The sequence below is a fragment of the Streptomyces djakartensis genome (assembly GCF_014651075.1).
GTDB lineage: Bacteria > Actinomycetota > Actinomycetes > Streptomycetales > Streptomycetaceae > Streptomyces > Streptomyces djakartensis.
The window spans coordinates 733,868-753,681 of the sequence record NZ_BMWE01000001.1 but is presented as its reverse complement, the minus strand read 5'-3'; the positions used below and the strand labels follow the sequence as shown (position 1 = coordinate 753,681).

Here is a 19,814-nt window from a genome sequence, read left to right as displayed (position 1 = left end):
TAGAGAGGGTAAGGCTCCCAGTAGACGACTGGGTTGATAGGCCGGATATGGAAGCACGGTAACGTGTGGAGTTGACCGGTACTAATAGGCCGAGGGCTTGTCCTCAGTTGCTCGCGTCCACTGTGTTGGTTCTGAAACCACGAACAGCCCCACGCTGCCACGCGTGGTGCGGCTGACAGTTTCATAGTGTTTCGGTGGTTATAGCGTAGGGGAAACGCCCGGTTACATTCCGAACCCGGAAGCTAAGCCTTACAGCGCCGATGGTACTGCAGGGGGGACCCTGTGGGAGAGTAGGACGCCGCCGAACAAATATTGGGAAAACCCCGCACCATATCGGTGCGGGGTTTTCTGCGTTTAGGCTCGTCGCCATGCGCTACGACCTCGTCCTCTTCGACAATGACGGTGTTCTCGTCGACAGTGAGCCGATCTCCAACCGGTTGCTCGCCGCCTATCTCACCGAGCTCGGACACCCGACCTCGTACGAGGACTCCATCCGTGACTACATGGGGTCCGCGATGCACCGCGTCCACGACCTCGTCCAGGAGCGGACGGGGCAGCGGCTGCCGGAGGATTTCGACGACGTCTTCCACGGTCGGGTGTTCGCGGCGTTCGAGCGGGAGCTCAAGCCGGTGGACGGGGTCGCAGAAGTGCTCGAGAAGCTCGCGGTGGACGAGGTGCCGTACTGCGTGGCGTCCTCGGGGAGTCATGAACGAATTCGTGTGGGGCATCGGACGACCGGGCTCGACCGGTGGTTCGACGACGAGCGGATCTTCAGCTCGCAGGATGTGGGGCGGGGAAAGCCGGCACCCGACCTGTTCCTGCACGCGGCGGAACGGATGGGGGCCGCGCCGGAGCGGTGCGTCGTCGTCGAGGACAGCCCGCTCGGCGTGCAGGCGGCGCTCGCGGCCGGGATGGACGTCTACGGGTTCACGGCCATGACACCCGCCGCCAGGCTCACGGGAGCCACCGGACTCTTCGGCAGCATGGGGGAGTTGGCCGACGTGCTGGTGTGACCGCCCGCCGGTGAAGATGAGCACAATTCATCTTTGGCTGGATCTACCCACGAGTACGTCCGGGCCCTACGCTCGCCGCCATGACTGATGTGCTGCGGCGCGGCAGGGCCTCGCTGGCGTTCGGATTCTGCGTGCAGGGGGTCGCTTTCGCTCTGCTCGTGACGCGGATTCCGGCCATCCAGGACCGGTACGGGGTCTCCGACGCGCTGCTGCCGGCCTTCCTGGCCGCTGTGCCGATCCTCGCCGGGGTCGGGAGCGTGAGCACCGAGCGGCTGGTGAAGCGGGTGCCGCCGAGCCGGCTGCTGCGGTGGTCGCAGCCCGTGGTGCTGCTGGCGCTGCTCGGGGTCGGGGCCGGGCAGCGGATGGTGGAACTGGGCGTCGCGCTAGCGGCTTTCGGGCTCGCCGTCGGAGTGCTGGACGCGTCGATGAACATGCTCGGGGTGAGCCTGCAGCGGTCGTACGGGCGCAGCATCATGCTCAGTTTCCACGCGGCCTACAGTCTGGGCGGGATCGTCGGGGCTTCGATGGCGTGGGCGGGGGCGCACTGGGGTCTGGCGTTGTGGGTGTCGTATCTGCCCGTCGCGCTGGTGCTGCTGCCGGCCGTGCTGGTGGGGAGCCGGTGGTACGTGGACGGGGACGACCCGGCGCCGGTGGAGGAGACGGCCGGCGAGAGGCCGGCCGTCGTGTTCCGGTGGCTGTTGCCGCTGTGTCTGGTGATGACCGTCGCGTATATCGGCGACTCGACGGTGTCCAACTGGAGTGCGAAGTACCTGCAGGACGTGCTGGGCAGCTCGGAGCAGCTGGCGACCGTGCCGTACAACGTGTACATGGTCACGACGCTGCTGGGGCGGGCCATCGGGGACTTCGGGGTGCGGCGGTTCGGGGCGGCGGCCGTCGTGCGGGGCGGGGCGCTGGTGGCCGCGGGCGGGTTCGCCGTGGTGGCCGGGGCGCCCGGGGCGTGGGTCGGGATGCTGGGGTTCACGCTGCTGGGACTGGGGCTGTGTGTGCTGGTGCCGCAGACCTTCGCTGCTGCGGGTCGGCTGTTCCCGGGGGCTTCGGATGCGGCGGTCGCACGCCTGAATGTCTTCAACTATGTGGGGTTCCTGATCGGTTCGCCTCTGGTCGGTGCGCTCGGGGACATGTGGAGCTACCGCGGGGCCATGCTTGTGCCGATGGTGTTGGTGCTGGTGACGCTCGTGTACGCCCGGTCGTTCGCGGCTCAACCGGACCGATACGGTGGCGGGCATGAGCGGCCGCGCACAGCTGATGTGGGACGAGGCAGTAACGGGCTATGACTTCGGTCCGGGGCATCCGATGGACCCGGTCCGGCTCGCCCTGACCCGGAAACTGGTCGACGCCTTCGGGCTGGACCGTGAGGTGGAGGTCGTCGCCGCCAAGGCGGCCGGGGAGTCGACGCTGCGGCTGGTCCACCGGGAGGACTACATCCACGCGGTGAAGGCCGCGTCGGTGGATCCGGGGGCGGCGGACCAGTCGTACGGGCTGGGGACGATGGACGATCCGGCCTTCGCGGGGATGCACGAGGTGTCGGCGCTCATCGCGGGGCAGTCGGTGGGGGCGGCGGAGGCGGTGTGGCGGGGTGAGGCGCTGCACGCGGTGAACTTCGCGGGCGGGCTGCACCACGCGATGCCGGGCGGTGCGTCCGGGTTCTGCATCTACAACGACGCGTCGCTGGCGATCGCCCGGCTGCTCGAGCTCGGGGCCGAGCGGGTGGCGTACATCGACGTCGACGTGCATCACGGGGACGGGGTGCAGGCGGCGTTCTGGGAGGACCCGCGGGTGCTCACGATCTCGCTGCACGAGCACCCCCGGACACTGTTCCCGCAGACCGGGTGGCCGGAGGAGACGGGGGCGGACTCCGCGCCGGGCTCGGCGGTGAACGTGGCGCTGCCGGCCGGGACCGGGGACGCCGGCTGGCTGCGGGCCTTCCACGCGGTCGTGCCGGAGCTGATCGCGGACTTCCGGCCGCAGGTGCTGGTGACACAGCACGGGGCCGACACGCACTTCGAGGACCCGCTGGCGCATCTGGCGGTGTCGCTGGACGCGCAGCGGGCGGTGCAGGTGGCCTGTCACGACCTGGCGCACGAACACGCCGACGGCCGGTGGGTGGCCCTGGGCGGGGGCGGCTACGCGGTGGTGGACGTCGTGCCGCGGTCGTGGACCCATCTGGTCGGCATCGCGGCTGACCGGGCCGTGCCGCCCGAGACGGTGATCCCCGAGGGGTGGCGGCAGGAAGTGTTCGCCAGGACGCGGCAGTTGGCCCCGGCGCGGATGACGGACGGACGCTGGCCGATCTCCTTCTCCGGCTGGGAGGGAGGCTACGACCCGGCGGACCGGCTGGACCAGGCGGTGCTGGCGGCCAGGCGGGCGGTGTTCCCGTTGCGGGGGTTGCTGGCCTGAGCGCGTGGGAGGGCCCTCGGTAGGCCGACCGTGCGGTGTTCGCCGGTTCCCGGGACAGCCGCGGGCCCCGTCGCGGACGATTTCCTGGTGCTGACCCGTGAAGTTCTCCGAGCGCACCTGGTGGGCGCGCGTCTCGCCGGGACGGTGGCCACGTCGCGGGAGAAGAGCCTGCGGAGCTACCGGCTCTTCGCCGCCCGGGACCCCCGTGTGCTGCTCGGCATCGATCCGGAAGGGTCCTGGAAGCAGCAGGACCTGGTAGAGCTGATGGCGGACAGATGCGGGGTTTCGGCCGATTCCCGGTGGACTTCCGGCCAGGACGTGATCGATCCGGAGAGGACGCTGGCGGCGCTGGACGCCTTCGCGGAGCGGCTCGGGGATGCCGCCCGGCGTCGCGTGCCCGTGTTCCTCGGCACCGGGCACCCCCATCGGCTGCTCGGTTTCTACGCCGCGCTGGCAGACGCGCTGTCGGCGGCGGGATGTACCGTCCTCACCCCGGCGCAGGGTCGCTGTGTCGACATAACGACCCGGTTCGGCCTACGCACGTACAACCTCGACTACGTACGGGGAGTCGCGCTGGTGCGGGCTCCCGACGGGGAACGCCCCGGTTGTGAGCCCGGCGCACACACGCACTCCCCCCTCCCGGTTCGGACCGCGCTGGCCGCTGCCGCGGAGGCCGGCGGGCCGCTTCCCGAGCTGGTGATCGGGGACCACGGGTGGGTCTGCGGAGCAGGTCAGCTGGGGTTCGAGGCCATCGGGCCGGCCGACACGGACGACCCCGCCCCGTTCGTGGGTCAGGCCGAGGGGTCCGTGTCCGTCGTCGTTCCACTTGATGACGGCGTGCGGTCTGATTACTACCTGCCGCTTACCCGCTACGTACTCAATCGGGCGTGTCTGTCACAGTAGGCCGCCGATGGGTGCACCTCTTCCCCACTCGCATCACCCGCCCCTACATTGGGGAGTGAGCACGCAGCGACGAAGAGTCACCGGAAGGGGAAGCCGGTGGCCGTCGAGTGCGGAAGGTTCAGGTGTGTCATGGCTGCAGCTGGCGAGAGGCCTCTGAACGAGGTTCAGTTCCTTACCGTGGCGGAAGTCGCCTCGGTGATGCGAGTGTCGAAGATGACCGTGTACCGGCTGGTGCACAGCGGTCATCTGCCCGCGATCCGTGTGGGGCGGTCCTTCCGCGTCCCGGAGCAAGCGGTTCACGAGTACCTCCGCGAGAGCTATGTGGGGGTGGAAACCGCCTGACGACCACCTCGATTACGACCTCAGCGCTCGGTTGGGTAGGCTAGCCCCTCGTAGGTCGTGTGGGCCCATGGCGCCCAAACAACCGAGTGATGAGAAGTGAGCGAGGGTAGTCGTGGGCTCTGTTATCAAGAAGCGGCGCAAGCGGATGGCCAAGAAGAAGCACCGCAAGCTGCTCAAGCGCACGCGCGTTCAGCGTCGCAACAAGAAGTAAGTTCGCGACGCGGACGCCGCGAGGGCGTCGTGTGGCCCCCCACCTGATGGTGGGGGGCCACACGTGTGTCGGCTCGTACGTCCGGCTGCATCCGTCACTTGCCGCATCGGGCGGTCATCACAGCGCAACACCGACCGGCTAAGTTGGCCCCACGGGGGAACGCGGCGGGGGCAAGAGGTTGTCTGGAAGGGAAGGCGCTGATCTTGGGCAAGGTCGTGCTCGTCACCGGAGTGGCCCGCCCGCTGGGAGGCCGGTTCGTCCGGCGGATCCAGCGTGACCCCGACGTGGACCGGGTCATCGCGGTGGACGAGGTGCCGCCCGAGCACCATCTCGGCGGGGCCGACTTCGTCCAGGCCGACATCCGGCAGCCCGGGATCGCGCGGGTGCTCGCCGAGACGGGCGCCGACACGATCGTCCACCTGGACGTGACGGGCACCCCGCTGGGCAGCGGAAACCGGACCTCCCTGAAGGAGACCAACGTCATCGGCACCATGCAGCTGCTCGGTGCCTGCCAGAAGTCCCCCAGCGTGCGGCGGCTGGTCGTGAAGTCCAGCACCAACGTCTACGGGTCCGCGCCCCGCGACCCGGCCGTCTTCACCGAGACGACCCCGCCCAAGTCCCTGCCCAGCGGCGGCTTCGCCAAGGACACGGTGGAGGTGGAGGGCTACGTGCGGGGCTTCGCGCGCCGCCGGCCCGACGTGGCGGTGGCCGTGCTGCGGTTCGCCAACATCCTGGGCCCGACCGCGGACACCCCGCTGGCCTCGTACTTCTCGCTGCCGGTGCTGCCGACGGTGTTCGGCTACGACCCGCGGCTGCAGTTCGTGCACGAGGACGACGTGATCGAGGTGCTGCGCATCGCCTCGCACGAGCCGCGGCGGGGCACTCTCAACAGCGGCACCTTCAACATCGCCGGCGACGGTGTCCTGCTGCTCTCCCAGTGCTCGCGGCGCCTGGGCCGCCCCACCGTGCCCCTGCTGCTCCCGGCCGTCACCTGGGCGGGCTCGCTGGTGCGTACGCTGGGTATGTCCGACTTCTCGCCCGAGCAGATCCGGCTGCTCACCCACGGCCGGGTCGTGGCCACGGGCCAGATGCGCGAGACGCTGGGATTCCAGCCCAAGTACACGACCGCGGAGACGTTCGCGGACTTCGCACGCAGCCAGGGACCCGGACTTCTCCCGCCGGAGGCCCTTGCGGGGGCCGTCGACCGGATCGCCGCGCTGCCCATCGCGGGCGGCGGTCACCCCCCGACGCAGAGCGCCAACTGAGGAGCGCATCAACGATGGCGGATGCCAAGGTCATTCCGTTCGACGACGACCGGAACCGCGGGAGCGCCGCACAGCGCCCCCAGCGTCGCCGGAACCCGGGGAACCGGCGCCCGGGCACGGAGTCCGCGCCGGTGCAGCCCCTGCCCACCAGGGCCGTTCCGCAGGATGATGTCCCCGTGACGTCCGATGAACAACCGCCGGCGGGCTCCGAGGGCGGCGACGGCGGTCTGGAGCGGCGTATCGCGGGCGGTCTGGCCTTCCTGCGCCGCCGCCTCACCGGGGACTACGAGGTCGACGACTTCGGCTACGACGAGGAACTCACCGACCAGGTCCTGATGTCCCTGCTGCGCCCGCTGTACGACAAATACTTCCGGGTCGAGGTGAAGGGCATCGAGAACATCCCGTCCGAGGGCGGGGCGTTGATCGTCGCGAACCATTCCGGGACGCTCCCGATGGACGGCCTGATGATGCAGGTCGCCGTGCACGACAACCACCCGGCGGGCCGGCATCTGCGGCTCCTCGCCGCCGATCTGGTGTTCATGCTGCCGGTGGTCAACGAACTCGCCCGCAAGCTCGGCCACACCCTGGCGTGTGCCGAGGACGCGGCGCGGCTGCTGGAGCAGGGCGAACTGGTCGGGGTGATGCCGGAGGGTTTCAAGGGCCTGGGCAAGCCCTTCGCGGACCGCTACAAGCTGCAGCGCTTCGGCCGGGGCGGTTTCGTCTCGACGGCGCTGCGCGCCGGCACGCCGATCGTGCCCTGCTCGATCGTCGGGGCCGAGGAGATCTACCCGATGATCGGCAACGCAAAGACGGTCGCCCGGCTGCTGGGCTTCCCGTACTTCCCGCTCACGCCGACCTTCCCGTGGCTCGGGCCGCTCGGGGCGATTCCGCTGCCGACCAAGTGGACGATCCAGTTCGGTGAGCCGATCGCCACGGACGGCTATCCGCCGGAGGCGGCCGAGGACCCGATGCTGATGTTCAACCTGACCGACCAGGTCAGGGAGCAGATCCAGCACACGCTCTACAAGCTGCTGGTGCAGCGGCGGTCGGTGTTCTTCTGATGCCGTACGCCGATGGGCGCCTCCCGTTCGGAGGCGCCCATCGCCGTCTGTTCCGCTGAGCCGTCAGTTCGTGCCTTCGCCGTCGATGCCCAGCTCGGGCAGCAGGCCGGGCAGGAGCGGCGGGAGCGTCACGTCCGGCTTGGGGACGGGGGTGTTGCTGCCGTCCGCCGAGGGGGAGGTGCTCGCCTCGCTGTCCTTCGGCGGGTCGAGCAGGCCGCCGGTGCTGCCGCCGAGCAGGCCGTCGCTGTCGCCGCCGGAGCCGGCCGAGCGGCTGGGGCTGCCGCTGCTGGTGCCGCCCTTGTCGGGCTTCCCGCTGCCGCTCTTGCCGGGGCGGGCCGACCGGTCGGTGGCGGAGGAGTCGCTGGAGGCCGTCTCGGAGGCGCCCTTGCGCTTGCCCTCGCCGCCGTTCTTCGCCGGGGGCTCGGGGAGCAGGGAGCGCAGCGGGGCGACGTCCTCCTCTATGGCGTCGAACACCGACGACACCTGCTCGCTGACGTCCCCGAGCTGGACGGGGAGCTTCTCGCGCAGTTCGCCCCAGGCCTCGCGGTGGGAGCGGGAGAACGCCGACAGGGCCTGGATGGGGCCCAGGGAGTCCGGGTCGCGCTGGTACGCCTCGCTCAGCAGCCGGTGGCCTTCCGACGCGTCGTGCCGCATGCCGGAGAGGGCGCGGCGGATCTCGCTGAGCGACTCGTGGTCCAGGGGGCCGCTGCGGCCGCGCTCCATCAGGCGGCGGGCTTCGCTGAGGCGGGTGGAGGCGTGGTCCAGGTAGACCCGGCCGCGCTCGTCGGCGCCGTCGGCGAGGCCGAGTTTGACGTCCTCGATGCCGCGCTTGAGGCCGTAGAGCGAGTCGCCGGGCAGGGCGTCGGAGCTGGCGGCGGAGACTCCGCCGAGGGCACTGGCGGCCACGCCGACACTGAGGCCGCCCGCGGTGAGGCCCTTGGCGAGCCGGGAGCGCGGCCGGAACTTCTTCAGCGGGCCGGCGCGGTGGGTGCCGCGGGCCCGGGGGGAACGCTGCTCGGGGACCGAGCGGTCCGTCGCCCCGCCTCCCGCGGCGCCCTCCTGGAGCATCGCCTCGAAGGCGGCCACCAGCTGGGCCCGCTGGACGACCTTGACCTCCGGGTCGAGCTCCGGTTTGGGCAGCGCGTCGAGACCGGAGGCGAGCGCCATCAGGCGGGCCTGTTCGGTCTCCTCCGCAGCGGCCGGTGCCGGTCCTTCGGGCCGCTCGGCCGCCGTGCCCTGATCGGACTGCTCCTGAAGGGCCTGGGCGAAGGCGCTCGCCCGCCGGTGCGCCGATACGTTCGCGATCACTGGCGGCACCTCCTCTCGTCATGACGGTCGACTCCCCAGGGGGTCCTGAGGGTTGCACACCTTGAGTACGACCACACGATCGAGTGACCGGAGTCGGTCAGGGGCGACCACAGGGAGCCTGCATCCCGCACAACGAGTGGCGCGGCACTTGGGTTACGGACGCCGGGTGATCGGATGTCGGAACCAACGGACTATCACGGAAAGTGAGTTGGGCGTCGCTCAATGTGCCTGCCGGTCAGCGGGCGTCTTCGGGAAGGAGCCGGGCGAGGGTGCGGACGGCCCGGTACTGGAGGGTCTTGATGGCGCCCTCGTTCTTGCCCATGACGCGGGCGGTCTCGGCGACGGAGAGGCCCTGGAGGAAGCGGAGCGTCACGCACTCCTGCTGCTGCGGGTTGAGCCGCCGCACCGCGTCCAGGAGGGCGGCGTTGGAGAGGGACTCCAGGACGGAGTCCTCGGGAGAGCGCTCGACCTCGTTGGCGTCGAGCATCTCACCGGTGGTGACCTCGAGGCGGAAGCGGCTGGACTTGAAGTGGTCCGCCACCAGGTTGCGGGCGATGGTGACGAGCCAGGCGCCGAAGTCGCGGCCCTGCCAGGTGAAGGTGCCGATGCGGCGCAGCGCCCGCAGAAAGGTCTCACTGGTGAGGTCCTCGGCGGTCGCCTTTCCCCCGACCCGGTAGTAGATGTACCGGTAGACCGTGTCGCTGTACTGGTCGTAGAGACGGCCGAAGGCGTCGGCCTCGCCGGCCTGGGCGCGCTCCACGAGGTCCATCATCCGGGCGCTGTCGCTGTCCGCGGCGGGCCGGCGGGCGGTGGTGGCCGCGCCGGACGGGCGCCCTCGTCTGCCGACCGCGGCGCTGCGCTCGGCCAGTGCGTAGCACGGGCCGACGGGCGCGGCGGTGGCGAATGCGGGGACGGCGTACGCGGTGGGGACGAAGCCGCGCAACAGGTCGAGGACCGTTGCGCGCAGCGTAGCCAGGCCCGAGGCGTCAACCCCGACGTGTGGGTACACGGGACTCCCAGAGGCAGAGCTTCCATCACGTGCAGTGCGGGACCTTTCACCCGTCGTAGCGACGGAGGGGTACCGGATTGCGTCTGAGGAGAATAACGCTTCGTGTAGGCCCTGCTACACCGAGTTGCTCAAATCATCGATTACGTCGCTTCTGTAACCGATTCACGCCGGATCAGGCGTCGACGTCTGACCGATTGTTGATCGGAAGCGTTCGGATCGCGGATGGGTCCAGGGCATGTTGTGGCCGTGTGCAGCCAAGAGGACTGGACGCGAGGTTGTGGGGGTACGCCAGTTGGATTTACGGGGCTTGTCAGCCCGTAAACGAGGGTGTCGCGGATTGACCGGATCGTCAGCGGCGGCGGCGGTGCAGGGCGATCGCCGCCGCCGTGCCGCCGGCCACCGCGCCGACACCCGCCGCGGCGGGGATGCCGACCTTGGCCGCCTTGCGGCCGGTGCGGTAGTCCCGCAGGCGCCAGTCGAGCTCGCGGGCGTGCTTGCGCAGCTTGGAGTCCGGGTTGATGGCGTAGGGGTGGCCGACCAGGGACAGCATCGGAATGTCGTTGTGCGAGTCGCTGTAGGCGGCGCAGCGGCCGAGGTCCAGGCCCTCCGCCGCGGCCAGGGCGCGGACCGCCTCGGCCTTCGCGGGGCCGTGCAGCGGCTCGCCGACCAGCTTGCCCGTGTAGACGCCGTCGACGGACTCGGCGACCGTGCCGAGGGCACCGGTCAGGCCCAGGCGACGGGCGATGACCTGGGCGATCTCGACCGGGGCGGCCGTCACGAGCCACACCTTCTGGCCCGCGTCCAGGTGGGCCTGGGCCAGAGCCCGGGTCCCGGGCCAGATGCGCTCGGCCATGTACTCGTCGTAGATCTCCTCGCCGATCGACTGCAGCTCGGCGACGCGGTGGCCCTTGACGATCGACAGCGCCGAGTCGCGGGCCTCCTGCATGTGCTCGGGGTCCTCGATCCCGGCCAGCCGGAACCAGGCCTGCTGCCAGGCGAAGCGGGCGAGCTCGCGCGTCTCGAAGAACTTCCGTTTGTACAGGCCACGGCCGAAGTGGAAGAGCGCGGCGCCCTGCATGACGGTGTTGTCCAGGTCGAAGAAGGCGGCGGCCCGGACGTCGCCGTGCACCGGGAACTGCGGTTCCTCGGTCGTGGCGGCGGCCTCCTGTGAGGTCTTGCGTGCTGCCTCCGCCGAAGCCTCGCCTGCCAAAACACTCCGTGCCGTGGCGGAGCGCCTACGGGGAGTGAGCCATCCAAGAGCGGCCATGGCGTGAGCATAGCCAGTCCGTCAGGTGGTTCCGGAGTCATGAGGTTTGGAGCGTGTGAACTCTCGGCGAGTGAGTCGTTAAGGGCGCGGCGTGCGACGATCCGGGCCGGCGTGTCCGCTGGCCTTTCGTTGCCTGGCTTGGGGGCTTCCGCTCGTTCACGGCCGCGCGACAATGGCCGACATGGGTTCCCTCTTTCGTCGCAAGCCCCCTCGGGACCGGCTCGTCACGCTGATCCGCAAGCCCGGCTGTCATCTGTGTGATGACGCACAGGTCGTCGTGGAGAAGGTGTGCGGCGATCTCGGAGTCCGCTGGGAGTGGAAGGACATCACCGAGGATCAGCGGCTGCACGACCAGTACTGGGAGCAGATCCCGGTCGTGCTGGTGGACGGCAGGCAGCACACGTTCTGGCGCGTCGACGAGGGCCGCCTGCGCAGGGCGCTGACCGACTGAGGGCGGCCGGTGATCTGACTGACCAGGTAGTCCAAAGAGGTCGGCAGGTCGCTTAGGATCGTCCGTGGCTGTCTCGGGGGCGGGATGACACAGAGGAGAGTGTGCGGTTTTGCCCCCAGAAGCAGAGGGACGGCGGTGCTTGTGCGCCGGTCCCCCGCGAAGACGCCGGGGGTGCGTGAGCCCGGTCACGTTGGCCGGGCAAATCGGACACCATCTTTGTGCACGCGTTCACAAAGACATAGCCTGCATTCGACGGGGCGGTCATGTAGGGACGTATGACCGCCTACAGCCCCGCTCTACCCGCAGGAGCACCGTGGCAACTGGCCGAACTCACCGACCGGCGACCCGCAGCCGAGGGATTCCCGAGGCCACCGTCGCCCGGCTTCCGCTGTACCTCCGCGCCCTGACCGCGCTGTCGGAGCGCTCGGTGCCCACGGTCTCCTCCGAGGAGCTCGCGGCCGCGGCGGGGGTCAACTCCGCGAAGCTGCGCAAGGACTTCTCCTACCTCGGCTCGTACGGGACCCGGGGTGTCGGCTACGACGTCGAGTATCTCGTCTACCAGATCTCCCGTGAGCTGGGGCTCACCCAGGACTGGCCGGTCGTGATCGTCGGTATCGGCAACCTCGGCGCCGCCCTCGCCAACTACGGCGGCTTCGCCTCCCGCGGTTTCCGCGTCGCCGCGCTGATCGACGCCGACCCGGCCATGGCGGGCAAGCCCGTCGCCGGCATTCCGGTGCAGCACTCCGACGACCTGGAGAAGATCATCCAGGGCAACGGCGTGTCGATCGGTGTCATCGCCACCCCCGCGGGCGCCGCCCAGGCCGTCTGCGACCGGCTCGTGGCCGCCGGGGTCACCTCCATCCTGAACTTCGCGCCGACCGTGCTGTCCGTCCCGGACGGCGTCGACGTGCGCAAGGTCGACCTCTCCATCGAGCTGCAGATCCTCGCCTTCCACGAGCAGCGCAAGGCAGGCGAGGAGGCCGCCGCCTCCGACGGTGGCGTCCCGGCCGCCGCCACGCGCGGCGAGTCCGCCGACCAGGGGCCTGACGGGGACATGCCCGCCGTGATGCCGGCATGAGCCTCCTCGTCGTCGGACTCAGCCACCGCAGCGCTCCGGTCAGCGTGCTGGAGCGGGCCTCGCTCAGCGCGGACGCGCAAGGAAAGCTGCTCCAGGACACGGTCGCCGCCGAACCGGCCGCCGAGGCCGCGGTGCTCGCCACCTGCAACCGCATCGAGCTCTACGCCGACGTGGACAAGTTCCACGCCGGTGTCGCCGAGCTGTCCACGCTGCTCGCCCAGCACAGCGGCGTCGGCCTCGAGGAGCTCACTCCGTATCTCTACGTGCACTACGAGGACCGGGCCGTCCACCACCTGTTCTCGGTGGCCTGCGGGCTGGACTCGATGGTCGTCGGCGAGGGGCAGATCCTCGGCCAGATCAAGGACTCCCTGGCCCGGGCGCAGGACCTGCACTCCGCGGGCCGCCTCCTGAACGACCTGTTCCAGCAGGCCCTCAGGGTCGGCAAGCGCGCCCACTCCGAGACCGGCATCGACCGCGCCGGCCAGTCCCTGGTCACCTTCGGCCTGGAGCAGCTGGCCGCGGGCGGCGACGTGGAGACCTGGGCGAGGGGCAAGAAGGCCCTGGTCATCGGGGCCGGTTCGATGTCCTCCCTGGCCGCGGCGACGCTCGCCCGCGCCGGAGTCGCCGAGGTCGTCGTCGCCAACCGCACCTTCGACCGCGCCGAGCGGCTCGCGCAGATACTCTCCGGGGGCGACGACACGGACGTGCTGGCCCGCGCGGTACCGATGGAGTCGGTGCCGGCCGAGCTGACACGTGCCGACATCGCCGTCTCCTGCACCGGCGCGACGGGCCTGGTCCTGACCGCCCAGGCGATCGCCGCCGCGGTGGAGGGCCGTACCGGGCGGCCGGCCGCCGAGGTCGAGGACGACCGGCCCGCTCAGTCCCGCCAGGCGCCGCCGCAGGCCACTGCCGTCGGCAACGACGAGAACTGCCCGCTCGACCTGGCGGCCGTACAGCCCGGCTTCTCCGTCATGGGGGAGGCCGCCGTGGCCGGTATGGACGCCGCCACACTGGAGCAGCACGCCGCGTGGGTAGCGGGCGGCACCGCCGACCGCCGTGACACCGCCCGCCGCGGCCCCGAGGCCGACGCCGAGCTGATCGGCGCGCTCGCGGCGACCGCGGCCACCGTCGGGCGGATCCCCGAGCGGCGCCGGCCCCTGCCGGCCGAGGAGCCGCAGCGGCCGGAGCCCGTACTCTTCCTGCTGGACCTGGCGATGCCGCGCGACATCGACGCGGCGGTGCACCGGCTGGCCGGGGTGCGGCTGGTGGACATCGAATCGCTCGCCGAGGCCTCCGCGGGCGCTCCGATGGCTGCCGATGTGGACCAGGTCAGGCGTATCGTCTCCGACGAGGTCGCGGCCTTCGGGGCAGCGCTGCGGGCGGCGCACATCACGCCGACCGTGGTCGCCCTGCGCACCATGGCCGCCGATGTCGTGGCCAGCGAGATCGCCCGCCTGGACGGGCGGCTGCCCGGCCTCGACGACAAACACCGAGCGGAGATCACCCAGACCGTGAAGCGCGTGGTCGACAAGCTGCTGCACGCGCCGACCGTACGGATCAAGCAACTCGCGGCCGAGCCCGGCGGCGCCGGGTACGCGGACGCGCTGCGGACCCTGTTCGACCTCGACCCCGAGACGGTGGCAGCCGTCTCCCGGGCCGAGGACAGCACAGAGAAGGACCGAGGCCCGGCATGAAGGACAAGGCGCTGAGGCTCGGTACCCGGCGGAGCAAGCTCGCCATGGCCCAGTCCGGGCTGGTGGCCGAGGCCGTGAGCCGGGTGACCGGGCGGCCCGTCGAGCTCGTCGAGATCACCACGTACGGCGACGTCTCGCGTGAGCAGCTCGCCCAGATCGGCGGCACCGGCGTGTTCGTGAACGCGCTGCGCGACGCGCTGCTCGCGGGCGAGGTCGACTTCGCGGTGCACTCGCTGAAGGACCTGCCCACCACGCAGCCCGACGAGCTGGTCGTCGCCGCCGTGCCCGTGCGGGAGGACCCGCGGGACGTGATCGTCGCCCGGGACGCCCTGAAGTTCACCGACCTGCCCGACGGGGCCCGCATCGGTACCGGTTCGCCGCGCCGCATGGCGCAGCTCAACGCGTACGCGCGCAGCCACCGCCTGGATATATCCACGGTTCCGATCCGCGGCAACGTCGACACCCGGATCGGGTTCGTGCGCAGCGGCGAACTCGACGCCGTCGTGCTCGCCGCCGCCGGACTGAACCGGATCGGCCGCGCTGACGAAGCGACCGACTTCCTGTCGGTCGACACGGTTTTGCCCGCCCCCGGCCAGGGGGCCCTCGCGATCGAGTGCAGGGCGGGGCGCACCGCCCAAGACGCTGCCCTCATCGCCGCGCTCGCCGAGCTCGACGACCCGTTCACCCGGGTCGCCGTGACGGCCGAGCGGTCACTGCTCGCCGCCCTGGAGGCCGGCTGCAGCGCGCCCGTGGGCGCGCTGGCCGACCTTTTGGCCGACGGGCAGACTTTCAAGGAAATGCGCCTGCGCGGCGTCGTCGGCACCACCGACGGCACACGCATGGTGCAGTTGTCCACCACCGGTCCCGTGCCCCAGACGCACGACCGGGCAACGGCGCTCGGTCGCGAACTCGCGGCCGAGATGCTCGCCCAGGGCGCGGCCGGTCTGATGGGGGAGCGAGCACATTGAGCCCCACCACCCTTTCCGCCGGTCCTGAACACGGGCACGTCACCTTCCTGGGTGCCGGACCCGGAGATCCGGGACTGCTGACTCTGCGCGCCGTGGAGGCGCTGGCGCACGCGGACGTCCTCGTCGCCGAGCACGAGGTGCTCGACGTCGTACGTCAGCACGCCAGGCAGGGCGTATCCGAGGTGCACACGGATCCGGATCCTTCCCAGGATCCGGCGCCGGGCACAGGAACGCCCCAGCTGACGGTAGTTGACGGCACGTCAACCACCGTCGCCGCCCCCGCGGTGCGGGATGCCGCACATCTTGTCATGGAGGCCGCGAGGGGCGGCAGGCGGGTCGTGCGTGCGGTGTCCGGCGACCCGGGCCTCGACACGTACGCCGCCGAGGAGATGCTGGCGTGCGCCGCCGCCGGGGTGCCCTTCGAGGTCGTCCCCGGCATCGCGAGCGCCGTCGGTGTGCCCGCGTACGCCGGTGTGCCGCTGCGGGACGCGCAGGGCGCGGACGTGCGGTTCGTCGACGCGCGGACGGCCTCGGACCGGTGCTGGACGGAGGTCGGCGCCTCGGACGGCACGGTCGTCGTCTCCACCACGCTGGACTCCGTCGCCGCGGCGGCCGGCGAGCTCGTCTCCGCGGGCCGCAAGCCGGACACCCCGATGACGGTCACCGTCGCCGGTACGACCACCCGGCAGCGCACCTGGACCGCCACGCTCGGCACGATCGCGCAGACGCTGAAGCAGGCCAAGGTGCTGCCGTCGCCCGAGGGCGGCCGGCCGGTGATAGCCGTGGTCGGTGAGCGTTCCGCCGCCGCCCAGCGCGACCAGCTCGCGTGGTTCGAGTCCAAGCCGCTGTTCGGCTGGAAGGTCCTCGTGCCGCGGACCAAGGAGCAGGCGGTGTCGCTCTCCGACCAGCTGCGGTCGTACGGGGCCGTGCCGCACGAGGTGCCGACGATCGCCGTCGAGCCGCCGCGCACGCCCCAGCAGATGGAGCGGGCGGTCAAGGGGCTGGTGACGGGCCGCTACGAGTGGATCGCCTTCACCTCGGTGAACGCGGTCAAGGCCGTGCGGGAGAAGTTCGAGGAGTACGGGCTCGACGCGCGTGCCTTCGCCGGGATCAAGGTCGCGGCGGTCGGCGAGCAGACGGCGGGCGCGCTGATCGCCTTCGGCGTGAAGCCGGACCTGGTGCCGAGCGGCGAGCAGTCGGCCGCCGGTCTGCTGGAGGACTGGCCGCCCTACGACCCGGTCTTCGACCCGATCGACCGGGTGTTCCTGCCGCGCGCGGACATCGCCACGGAGACGCTGGTGGCCGGGCTGATCGAGCTCGGCTGGGAGGTCGACGACGTCACCGCCTACCGGACCGTGCGGGCCTCGCCGCCGCCGGCGGAGACGCGCGAGGCGATCAAGGGTGGCGGGTTCGACGCCGTGCTGTTCACGTCGTCGTCGACCGTGCGGAACCTGGTGGGTATCGCCGGCAAGCCGCACAACGTCACCGTGATCGCCTGTATCGGCCCGGCCACGGCGAAGACGGCCGAGGAGCACGGGCTCCGGGTGGACGTCATGGCTCCGGAGCCGTCCGTGCTGAAGCTCGCGGAGGCGCTGGCGGAGTTCGGCGCGAAGCGGAGAGCCGCGGCTGTGGAGGCCGGGGACCCCGTCACCCGTCCGAGTGAGCGGCGGCCGGGGGCGCGCAGGCGGCGTTCCACGACCTGAGGTGTGGCGATGAGCTTCGCGGACTGACGACGCCCGTGCGGCCCCCGTACTCGTGAGCGAGACTGCGGGGGCCGCAGGTGTCCGTCCGGCCGGATCGGGGTCGCCGGCCACTGGGCCTTGCGGGATATGCCGAGTTTAGGTGGGTTTCGCACGGAAACTCAGTGAAGCGGTTACGCGACGAAGGCGACGACGAGGTCCACCCACATCACCTGCACCCCGCCGCGGCGATCACCCGCACGCGGTCCCCGCCCGCGCCGCCGACGCTCCTCCATCGCCGCCTTCGGCATACCGCCGCTCCAGGGCTCTTACGTCGGTGTCACCGCGTGGCCGTAGCGGAGCAGGTTGGACGGGTCGTAGGTGGCCTTGTCGTGGCGCAGGCGGGTGTAGACCTCCGGGGTCCAGGCGCGGGCGCGGTCCTGTTCGTCGCCCGGGGTGCCGTGAATGTTGACCATGGTGTGGCCCGTGCCGTAGGGGGCCATCGCGGCGTAGAGGCGGGTCGTCGCCTGTTCGACGGCTTCGGCCACCGGGGGCGCGGCCAGAATGCCGACCGACTCCATGAAGTAGCGGGCGTCGCGTGCGCAGACGGCGTCCTCGACCAGGGCCGGGCGGGCCAGCGCGCCTCCCATGTGGCGCAACGAGGCCGCCAGCAGGGGGTGGTCGGCGCCGGCCGCGGGGCCGACCTGCTCCAGGAACGCGCTGATCGCGTCCGGCGGCAGGTCGCGCAGGAGCGTGCAGCACTCGCGGGCCGGGAGCGGGTCCTGGGGTTCCATGTGGATGCGGTCCAGGTCCGTGTAGTCCATCTCCCCGACCAGGTCGACGGCCACGGGGGCGGCCGCGCGGAGCGGGGCGATCAACGCCTCGCCCTCGGCCGGGTCGCCGGGCCAGGCGATCGCGACACGCGCCCAGAAGCCGCCGCGCAGGGGCTCCGGGAGCTGGGGGATGGGCGGCAGGCGGAGCATCGAGAACATGCTGCACATCTCGTCGGGGACGGTGCGGGTCCAGTCCGCCCAGGCCCGGAGCAGGGCCTCCGCGTGTTCGCCCGGGCAGTGGATGCCGCCGCCGTACAGGCGGGAGAGGGGAAGCAGTTCGGTGACGAGGGACGTGACGACGCCCACGTTGCCCTTGCCGCCGCGCAGGGCCCAGAACAGTTCCGGTTCCTGCTGGGGGTCCGCTTCGCGCAGCCGGCCGTCCGGGGTGGCGACCTGGAAGGAGCGGACCAGGTCGGCGGCGTAGCCGTAGGCACGGCCCAGGACGGGGAGTCCGCCGCCGAGGGTGTAGCCGATGACACCCGCGTCGGTGGAGGTGCCGCACAGGCCCGCGAGGCCGTGCGGGGCGGCCGCTGCCAGGACGTGGCTCCACTTCGCGCCCGCGGCGACGGTGGCGGTGCGCGTGGTGGGGTCTACCCGGACGTCCGTCATACGGGACGTGTTGATCAGCAGGCCGTGCTCGATGGGGAAGTTGGCGCCGTGGCCGGTGGCCTGGACGGCGACGGGAGTGCCGGTGGCCTTCGCCCAGCGCAGGGCGGTGACGATGTCGTCCGGGCCGGTCGCCCCTATGACGACGTCCGGTGTGTGGAGGGCGGCGAGGTTGAAGCCGGTGACCTCGTCGGCGTAGGCGGGGTCGCCGGGGCGGAGGACCGGGCCGTTGATCTCCGAGAGTGCGAAGAGGTCGGGGGTGTGGGTGTGGGTGGTCATCGCGTCCTCCGTGGGGGGTGGGTACGGAGGGACGGCGGCGGTGTCGTTCGGCCGTCGGGGTCCTTGTCCTTGGAGTCCTTGTCCTTGGAGTCCTTGGACTTTCAGGATGGACCCTGGGTGGGTGGGGGCGCATTGTGGGCGGCGTGGTGCTCTCGGCGTCGGGGCTGAGGGCGGCGCGTTGCGCAGCCCGGCGGTGCGGGGTGCCGTCGCGCCCACTCGTGCCGCCCTGGGACTTGTCCGGTCGATCATGTGACGAGTCCGTCCGGGTCGTTGACGTGGGCACGGGGCGAGGGGCCTCTCAGACCGACCGAGAGCGACCGCTGCACCGTGACGGGATGCCCCACACGGCGCAGCGGATCGGGACACAGCAGCCCCTCTGCCTCAAGTTCAGCCCAGTCCGCAGCGATCGAGTGCAGCACGAAGCTGGTTGAGGCCCTCCACTCTCCAGTGGTCCCGGTCGGGCATTTGGTCGTCTCGGCGCCAGCGCCAGGCGGAGAACATCGCCCAGTTCAGGGCGCGGCACCGGTGGATCAGGTCGTGGTCAGCCCCCGCATAGTGCCTTCCCACTTCTTGGGGCGCATGGGCGAGGTCGAACTCGATCGGCCCACGGCAGCAGGTGGCAAGGTCTACGAAAAGCGGCCCTCTACTCGTTTTCAGGAGGTTGCCCGGGTGAGGCTCGCCGTGCAACAGCTGGTCGCCGGCTTTGTCGCTGCTGATCGCGGCGCTCAGTCCACTGAGTGTGTCGCTGAGGAGTGCCCGGTCAAAATCGGGCAGCTCGGGAGACTGCTCCCGGTCGTTCACCTCTCTCAGTGCCACGGCGACTCGGTCGGTGAAATGCGGTGCGTCTAGATCGATCTGCCGCAAGGCGGCATGGTGCCGCAGGAACACGTCTGCGTAGTCGGCCGGCGCGATCTCTGATCCCACAGGTTCGTAGTAGGTCCAGAGCGAGATGGCGAACGCGTCACGCAAATAGACTCGGGGCTCGACCCGACGCTCGAGCTCAGCCACCGGCGCATCGACGTCGGCGAGACGGCGAGCAACTTCTACTTCGAACTCGGCATCAGCCAGATGCCCCGAAGGTGCGACCCGAGCCAGAACATCGCAAGGAACCAGGCGGAGCGCGATGCGGTCCGAGTTGTGGATGACGATCGCATCGTCTACCTGAAGACCCAGCTCCGAAGCGGTCGCCCGTCCTGCCTCAACCGCGCGGTGGAGTTCTAATGGCTCCATACCGTTCTCCCTCTTGTTGAGTCACACACGTCTGGGGACAGCAGCGATGCCCCGATCTTCGTGAACATCATTCGGCGGCCAGCCCCGGACCCGGCGACAAGCATCGCAAAGCGGGACCTGCACAGGCCCTGGGATTTACTCGGCCGATCATGTGACTGGCCCGTGTCCGGGTCGTTGAGGTGGAAACGGGACGAGGGGA

The 19,814-nt window shown here is 70.8% G+C and carries 18 protein-coding genes and 2 rRNA genes; 15 read left to right on the top strand and 5 right to left on the bottom strand.

The features are described 5' to 3' along the window. From IE212_RS03470 to IE212_RS03425, 10 genes are all read left to right on the top strand, one after another. Positions 1-105 (top strand): 23S ribosomal RNA (locus tag IE212_RS03470); the annotation flags it as partial. An 85-nt stretch (positions 106-190) separates the two neighbouring features. Next, positions 191-307: ribosomal RNA gene (rrf, locus tag IE212_RS03465) — 5S ribosomal RNA — on the top strand. A 61-nt stretch (positions 308-368) separates the two neighbouring features. Beyond that, a complete protein-coding gene (locus tag IE212_RS03460) occupies positions 369-1,013 on the top strand; it encodes an HAD family hydrolase (RefSeq protein WP_190196128.1) in 645 nt (214 codons plus the stop codon). 80 nt (positions 1,014-1,093) lie between these two features. Then, positions 1,094-2,308: an MFS transporter gene (locus IE212_RS03455; protein ID WP_190196127.1), complete on the top strand. Its 1,215-nt coding sequence runs from the start codon at positions 1,094-1,096 to the stop codon at positions 2,306-2,308. Continuing rightward, positions 2,259-3,431, top strand: a complete 1,173-nt coding sequence (locus IE212_RS03450; RefSeq protein WP_190196126.1) for an acetoin utilization protein AcuC — start codon at positions 2,259-2,261, stop codon at positions 3,429-3,431. Before IE212_RS03455 ends, IE212_RS03450 begins: the two co-directional genes overlap by 50 nt. An 87-nt stretch (positions 3,432-3,518) precedes the next feature. Continuing rightward, positions 3,519-4,334 (top strand): phosphatase, encoded by an 816-nt coding sequence (locus tag IE212_RS03445; RefSeq protein ID WP_190196125.1) that lies wholly within the window; start codon positions 3,519-3,521, stop codon positions 4,332-4,334. Positions 4,335-4,463: 129 nt separating this feature from the next. After that, complete coding sequence (locus IE212_RS03440) at positions 4,464-4,676, top strand: helix-turn-helix domain-containing protein (RefSeq protein WP_004984898.1); 213 nt, start codon at positions 4,464-4,466, stop codon at positions 4,674-4,676. 112 nt (positions 4,677-4,788) lie between these two features. Then, positions 4,789-4,887, top strand: a complete 99-nt coding sequence (locus tag IE212_RS03435) for a 30S ribosomal protein bS22 (RefSeq protein ID WP_003948845.1) — start codon at positions 4,789-4,791, stop codon at positions 4,885-4,887. Positions 4,888-5,090: 203 nt separating this feature from the next. Continuing rightward, on the top strand, positions 5,091-6,152 hold the full coding sequence (locus IE212_RS03430) for an NAD-dependent epimerase/dehydratase family protein (RefSeq protein WP_190196124.1): 1,062 nt from the start codon (positions 5,091-5,093) through the stop codon (positions 6,150-6,152). Between the two features lie 14 nt (positions 6,153-6,166). Then, a complete protein-coding gene (locus IE212_RS03425; protein ID WP_190196123.1) occupies positions 6,167-7,213 on the top strand; it encodes a lysophospholipid acyltransferase family protein in 1,047 nt (348 codons plus the stop codon). Between the two features lie 63 nt (positions 7,214-7,276). Here IE212_RS03425 and IE212_RS03420 read toward each other — a convergent pair whose 3' ends face one another. The 3 genes from IE212_RS03420 to IE212_RS03410 form a co-directional block, all read right to left on the bottom strand. Then, a complete protein-coding gene (locus tag IE212_RS03420; RefSeq protein ID WP_190196122.1) occupies positions 7,277-8,521 on the bottom strand; it encodes a DUF5667 domain-containing protein in 1,245 nt (414 codons plus the stop codon). Between the two features lie 235 nt (positions 8,522-8,756). Then, positions 8,757-9,530: an ECF subfamily RNA polymerase sigma factor, BldN family gene (locus tag IE212_RS03415; RefSeq protein ID WP_190196121.1), complete on the bottom strand. Its 774-nt coding sequence runs from the start codon at positions 9,528-9,530 to the stop codon at positions 8,757-8,759. Positions 9,531-9,879: 349 nt separating this feature from the next. After that, positions 9,880-10,797, bottom strand: coding sequence for an HAD family hydrolase (locus IE212_RS03410; protein ID WP_190196120.1), 918 nt, complete (start codon positions 10,795-10,797; stop codon positions 9,880-9,882). 172 nt (positions 10,798-10,969) lie between these two features. Between IE212_RS03410 and IE212_RS03405 the strand changes: the two genes are divergently transcribed. The 5 genes from IE212_RS03405 (at position 10,970) to IE212_RS03385 (ending at position 16,691) form a co-directional block, all read left to right on the top strand. Beyond that, complete coding sequence (locus tag IE212_RS03405) at positions 10,970-11,248, top strand: glutaredoxin family protein (RefSeq protein WP_190196119.1); 279 nt, start codon at positions 10,970-10,972, stop codon at positions 11,246-11,248. A 313-nt stretch (positions 11,249-11,561) separates the two neighbouring features. Continuing rightward, positions 11,562-12,326: a redox-sensing transcriptional repressor Rex gene (locus IE212_RS03400; RefSeq protein WP_190196118.1), complete on the top strand. Its 765-nt coding sequence runs from the start codon at positions 11,562-11,564 to the stop codon at positions 12,324-12,326. Next, positions 12,323-14,020 carry a glutamyl-tRNA reductase gene (locus IE212_RS03395; RefSeq protein ID WP_190196117.1) on the top strand — a complete coding sequence of 566 codons (1,698 nt, stop codon included), beginning with the start codon at positions 12,323-12,325 and terminating at the stop codon, positions 14,018-14,020. Before IE212_RS03400 ends, IE212_RS03395 begins: the two co-directional genes overlap by 4 nt. Beyond that, positions 14,017-14,988: a hydroxymethylbilane synthase gene (hemC, locus tag IE212_RS03390; protein ID WP_190196116.1), complete on the top strand. Its 972-nt coding sequence runs from the start codon at positions 14,017-14,019 to the stop codon at positions 14,986-14,988. Before IE212_RS03395 ends, hemC begins: the two co-directional genes overlap by 4 nt. Further along, a complete protein-coding gene (locus IE212_RS03385; protein ID WP_190196115.1) occupies positions 14,985-16,691 on the top strand; it encodes a bifunctional uroporphyrinogen-III C-methyltransferase/uroporphyrinogen-III synthase in 1,707 nt (568 codons plus the stop codon). The genes hemC and IE212_RS03385 overlap by 4 nt, the downstream gene beginning before the upstream one ends. A 305-nt stretch (positions 16,692-16,996) precedes the next feature. Here the strand turns inward: IE212_RS03385 and IE212_RS03380 are convergent, their stop codons facing one another. Together IE212_RS03380 and IE212_RS03375 are read right to left on the bottom strand one after the other, a co-directional pair. Next, positions 16,997-18,385, bottom strand: coding sequence for an FAD-binding oxidoreductase (locus tag IE212_RS03380; protein WP_190196114.1), 1,389 nt, complete (start codon positions 18,383-18,385; stop codon positions 16,997-16,999). A gap of 387 nt (positions 18,386-18,772) precedes the next feature. Next, entirely contained in the window at positions 18,773-19,615 is an 843-nt protein-coding gene (locus IE212_RS03375) for an aminoglycoside phosphotransferase family protein (protein ID WP_190196113.1), read from the bottom strand. Positions 19,616-19,814 lie beyond the last annotated feature (199 nt).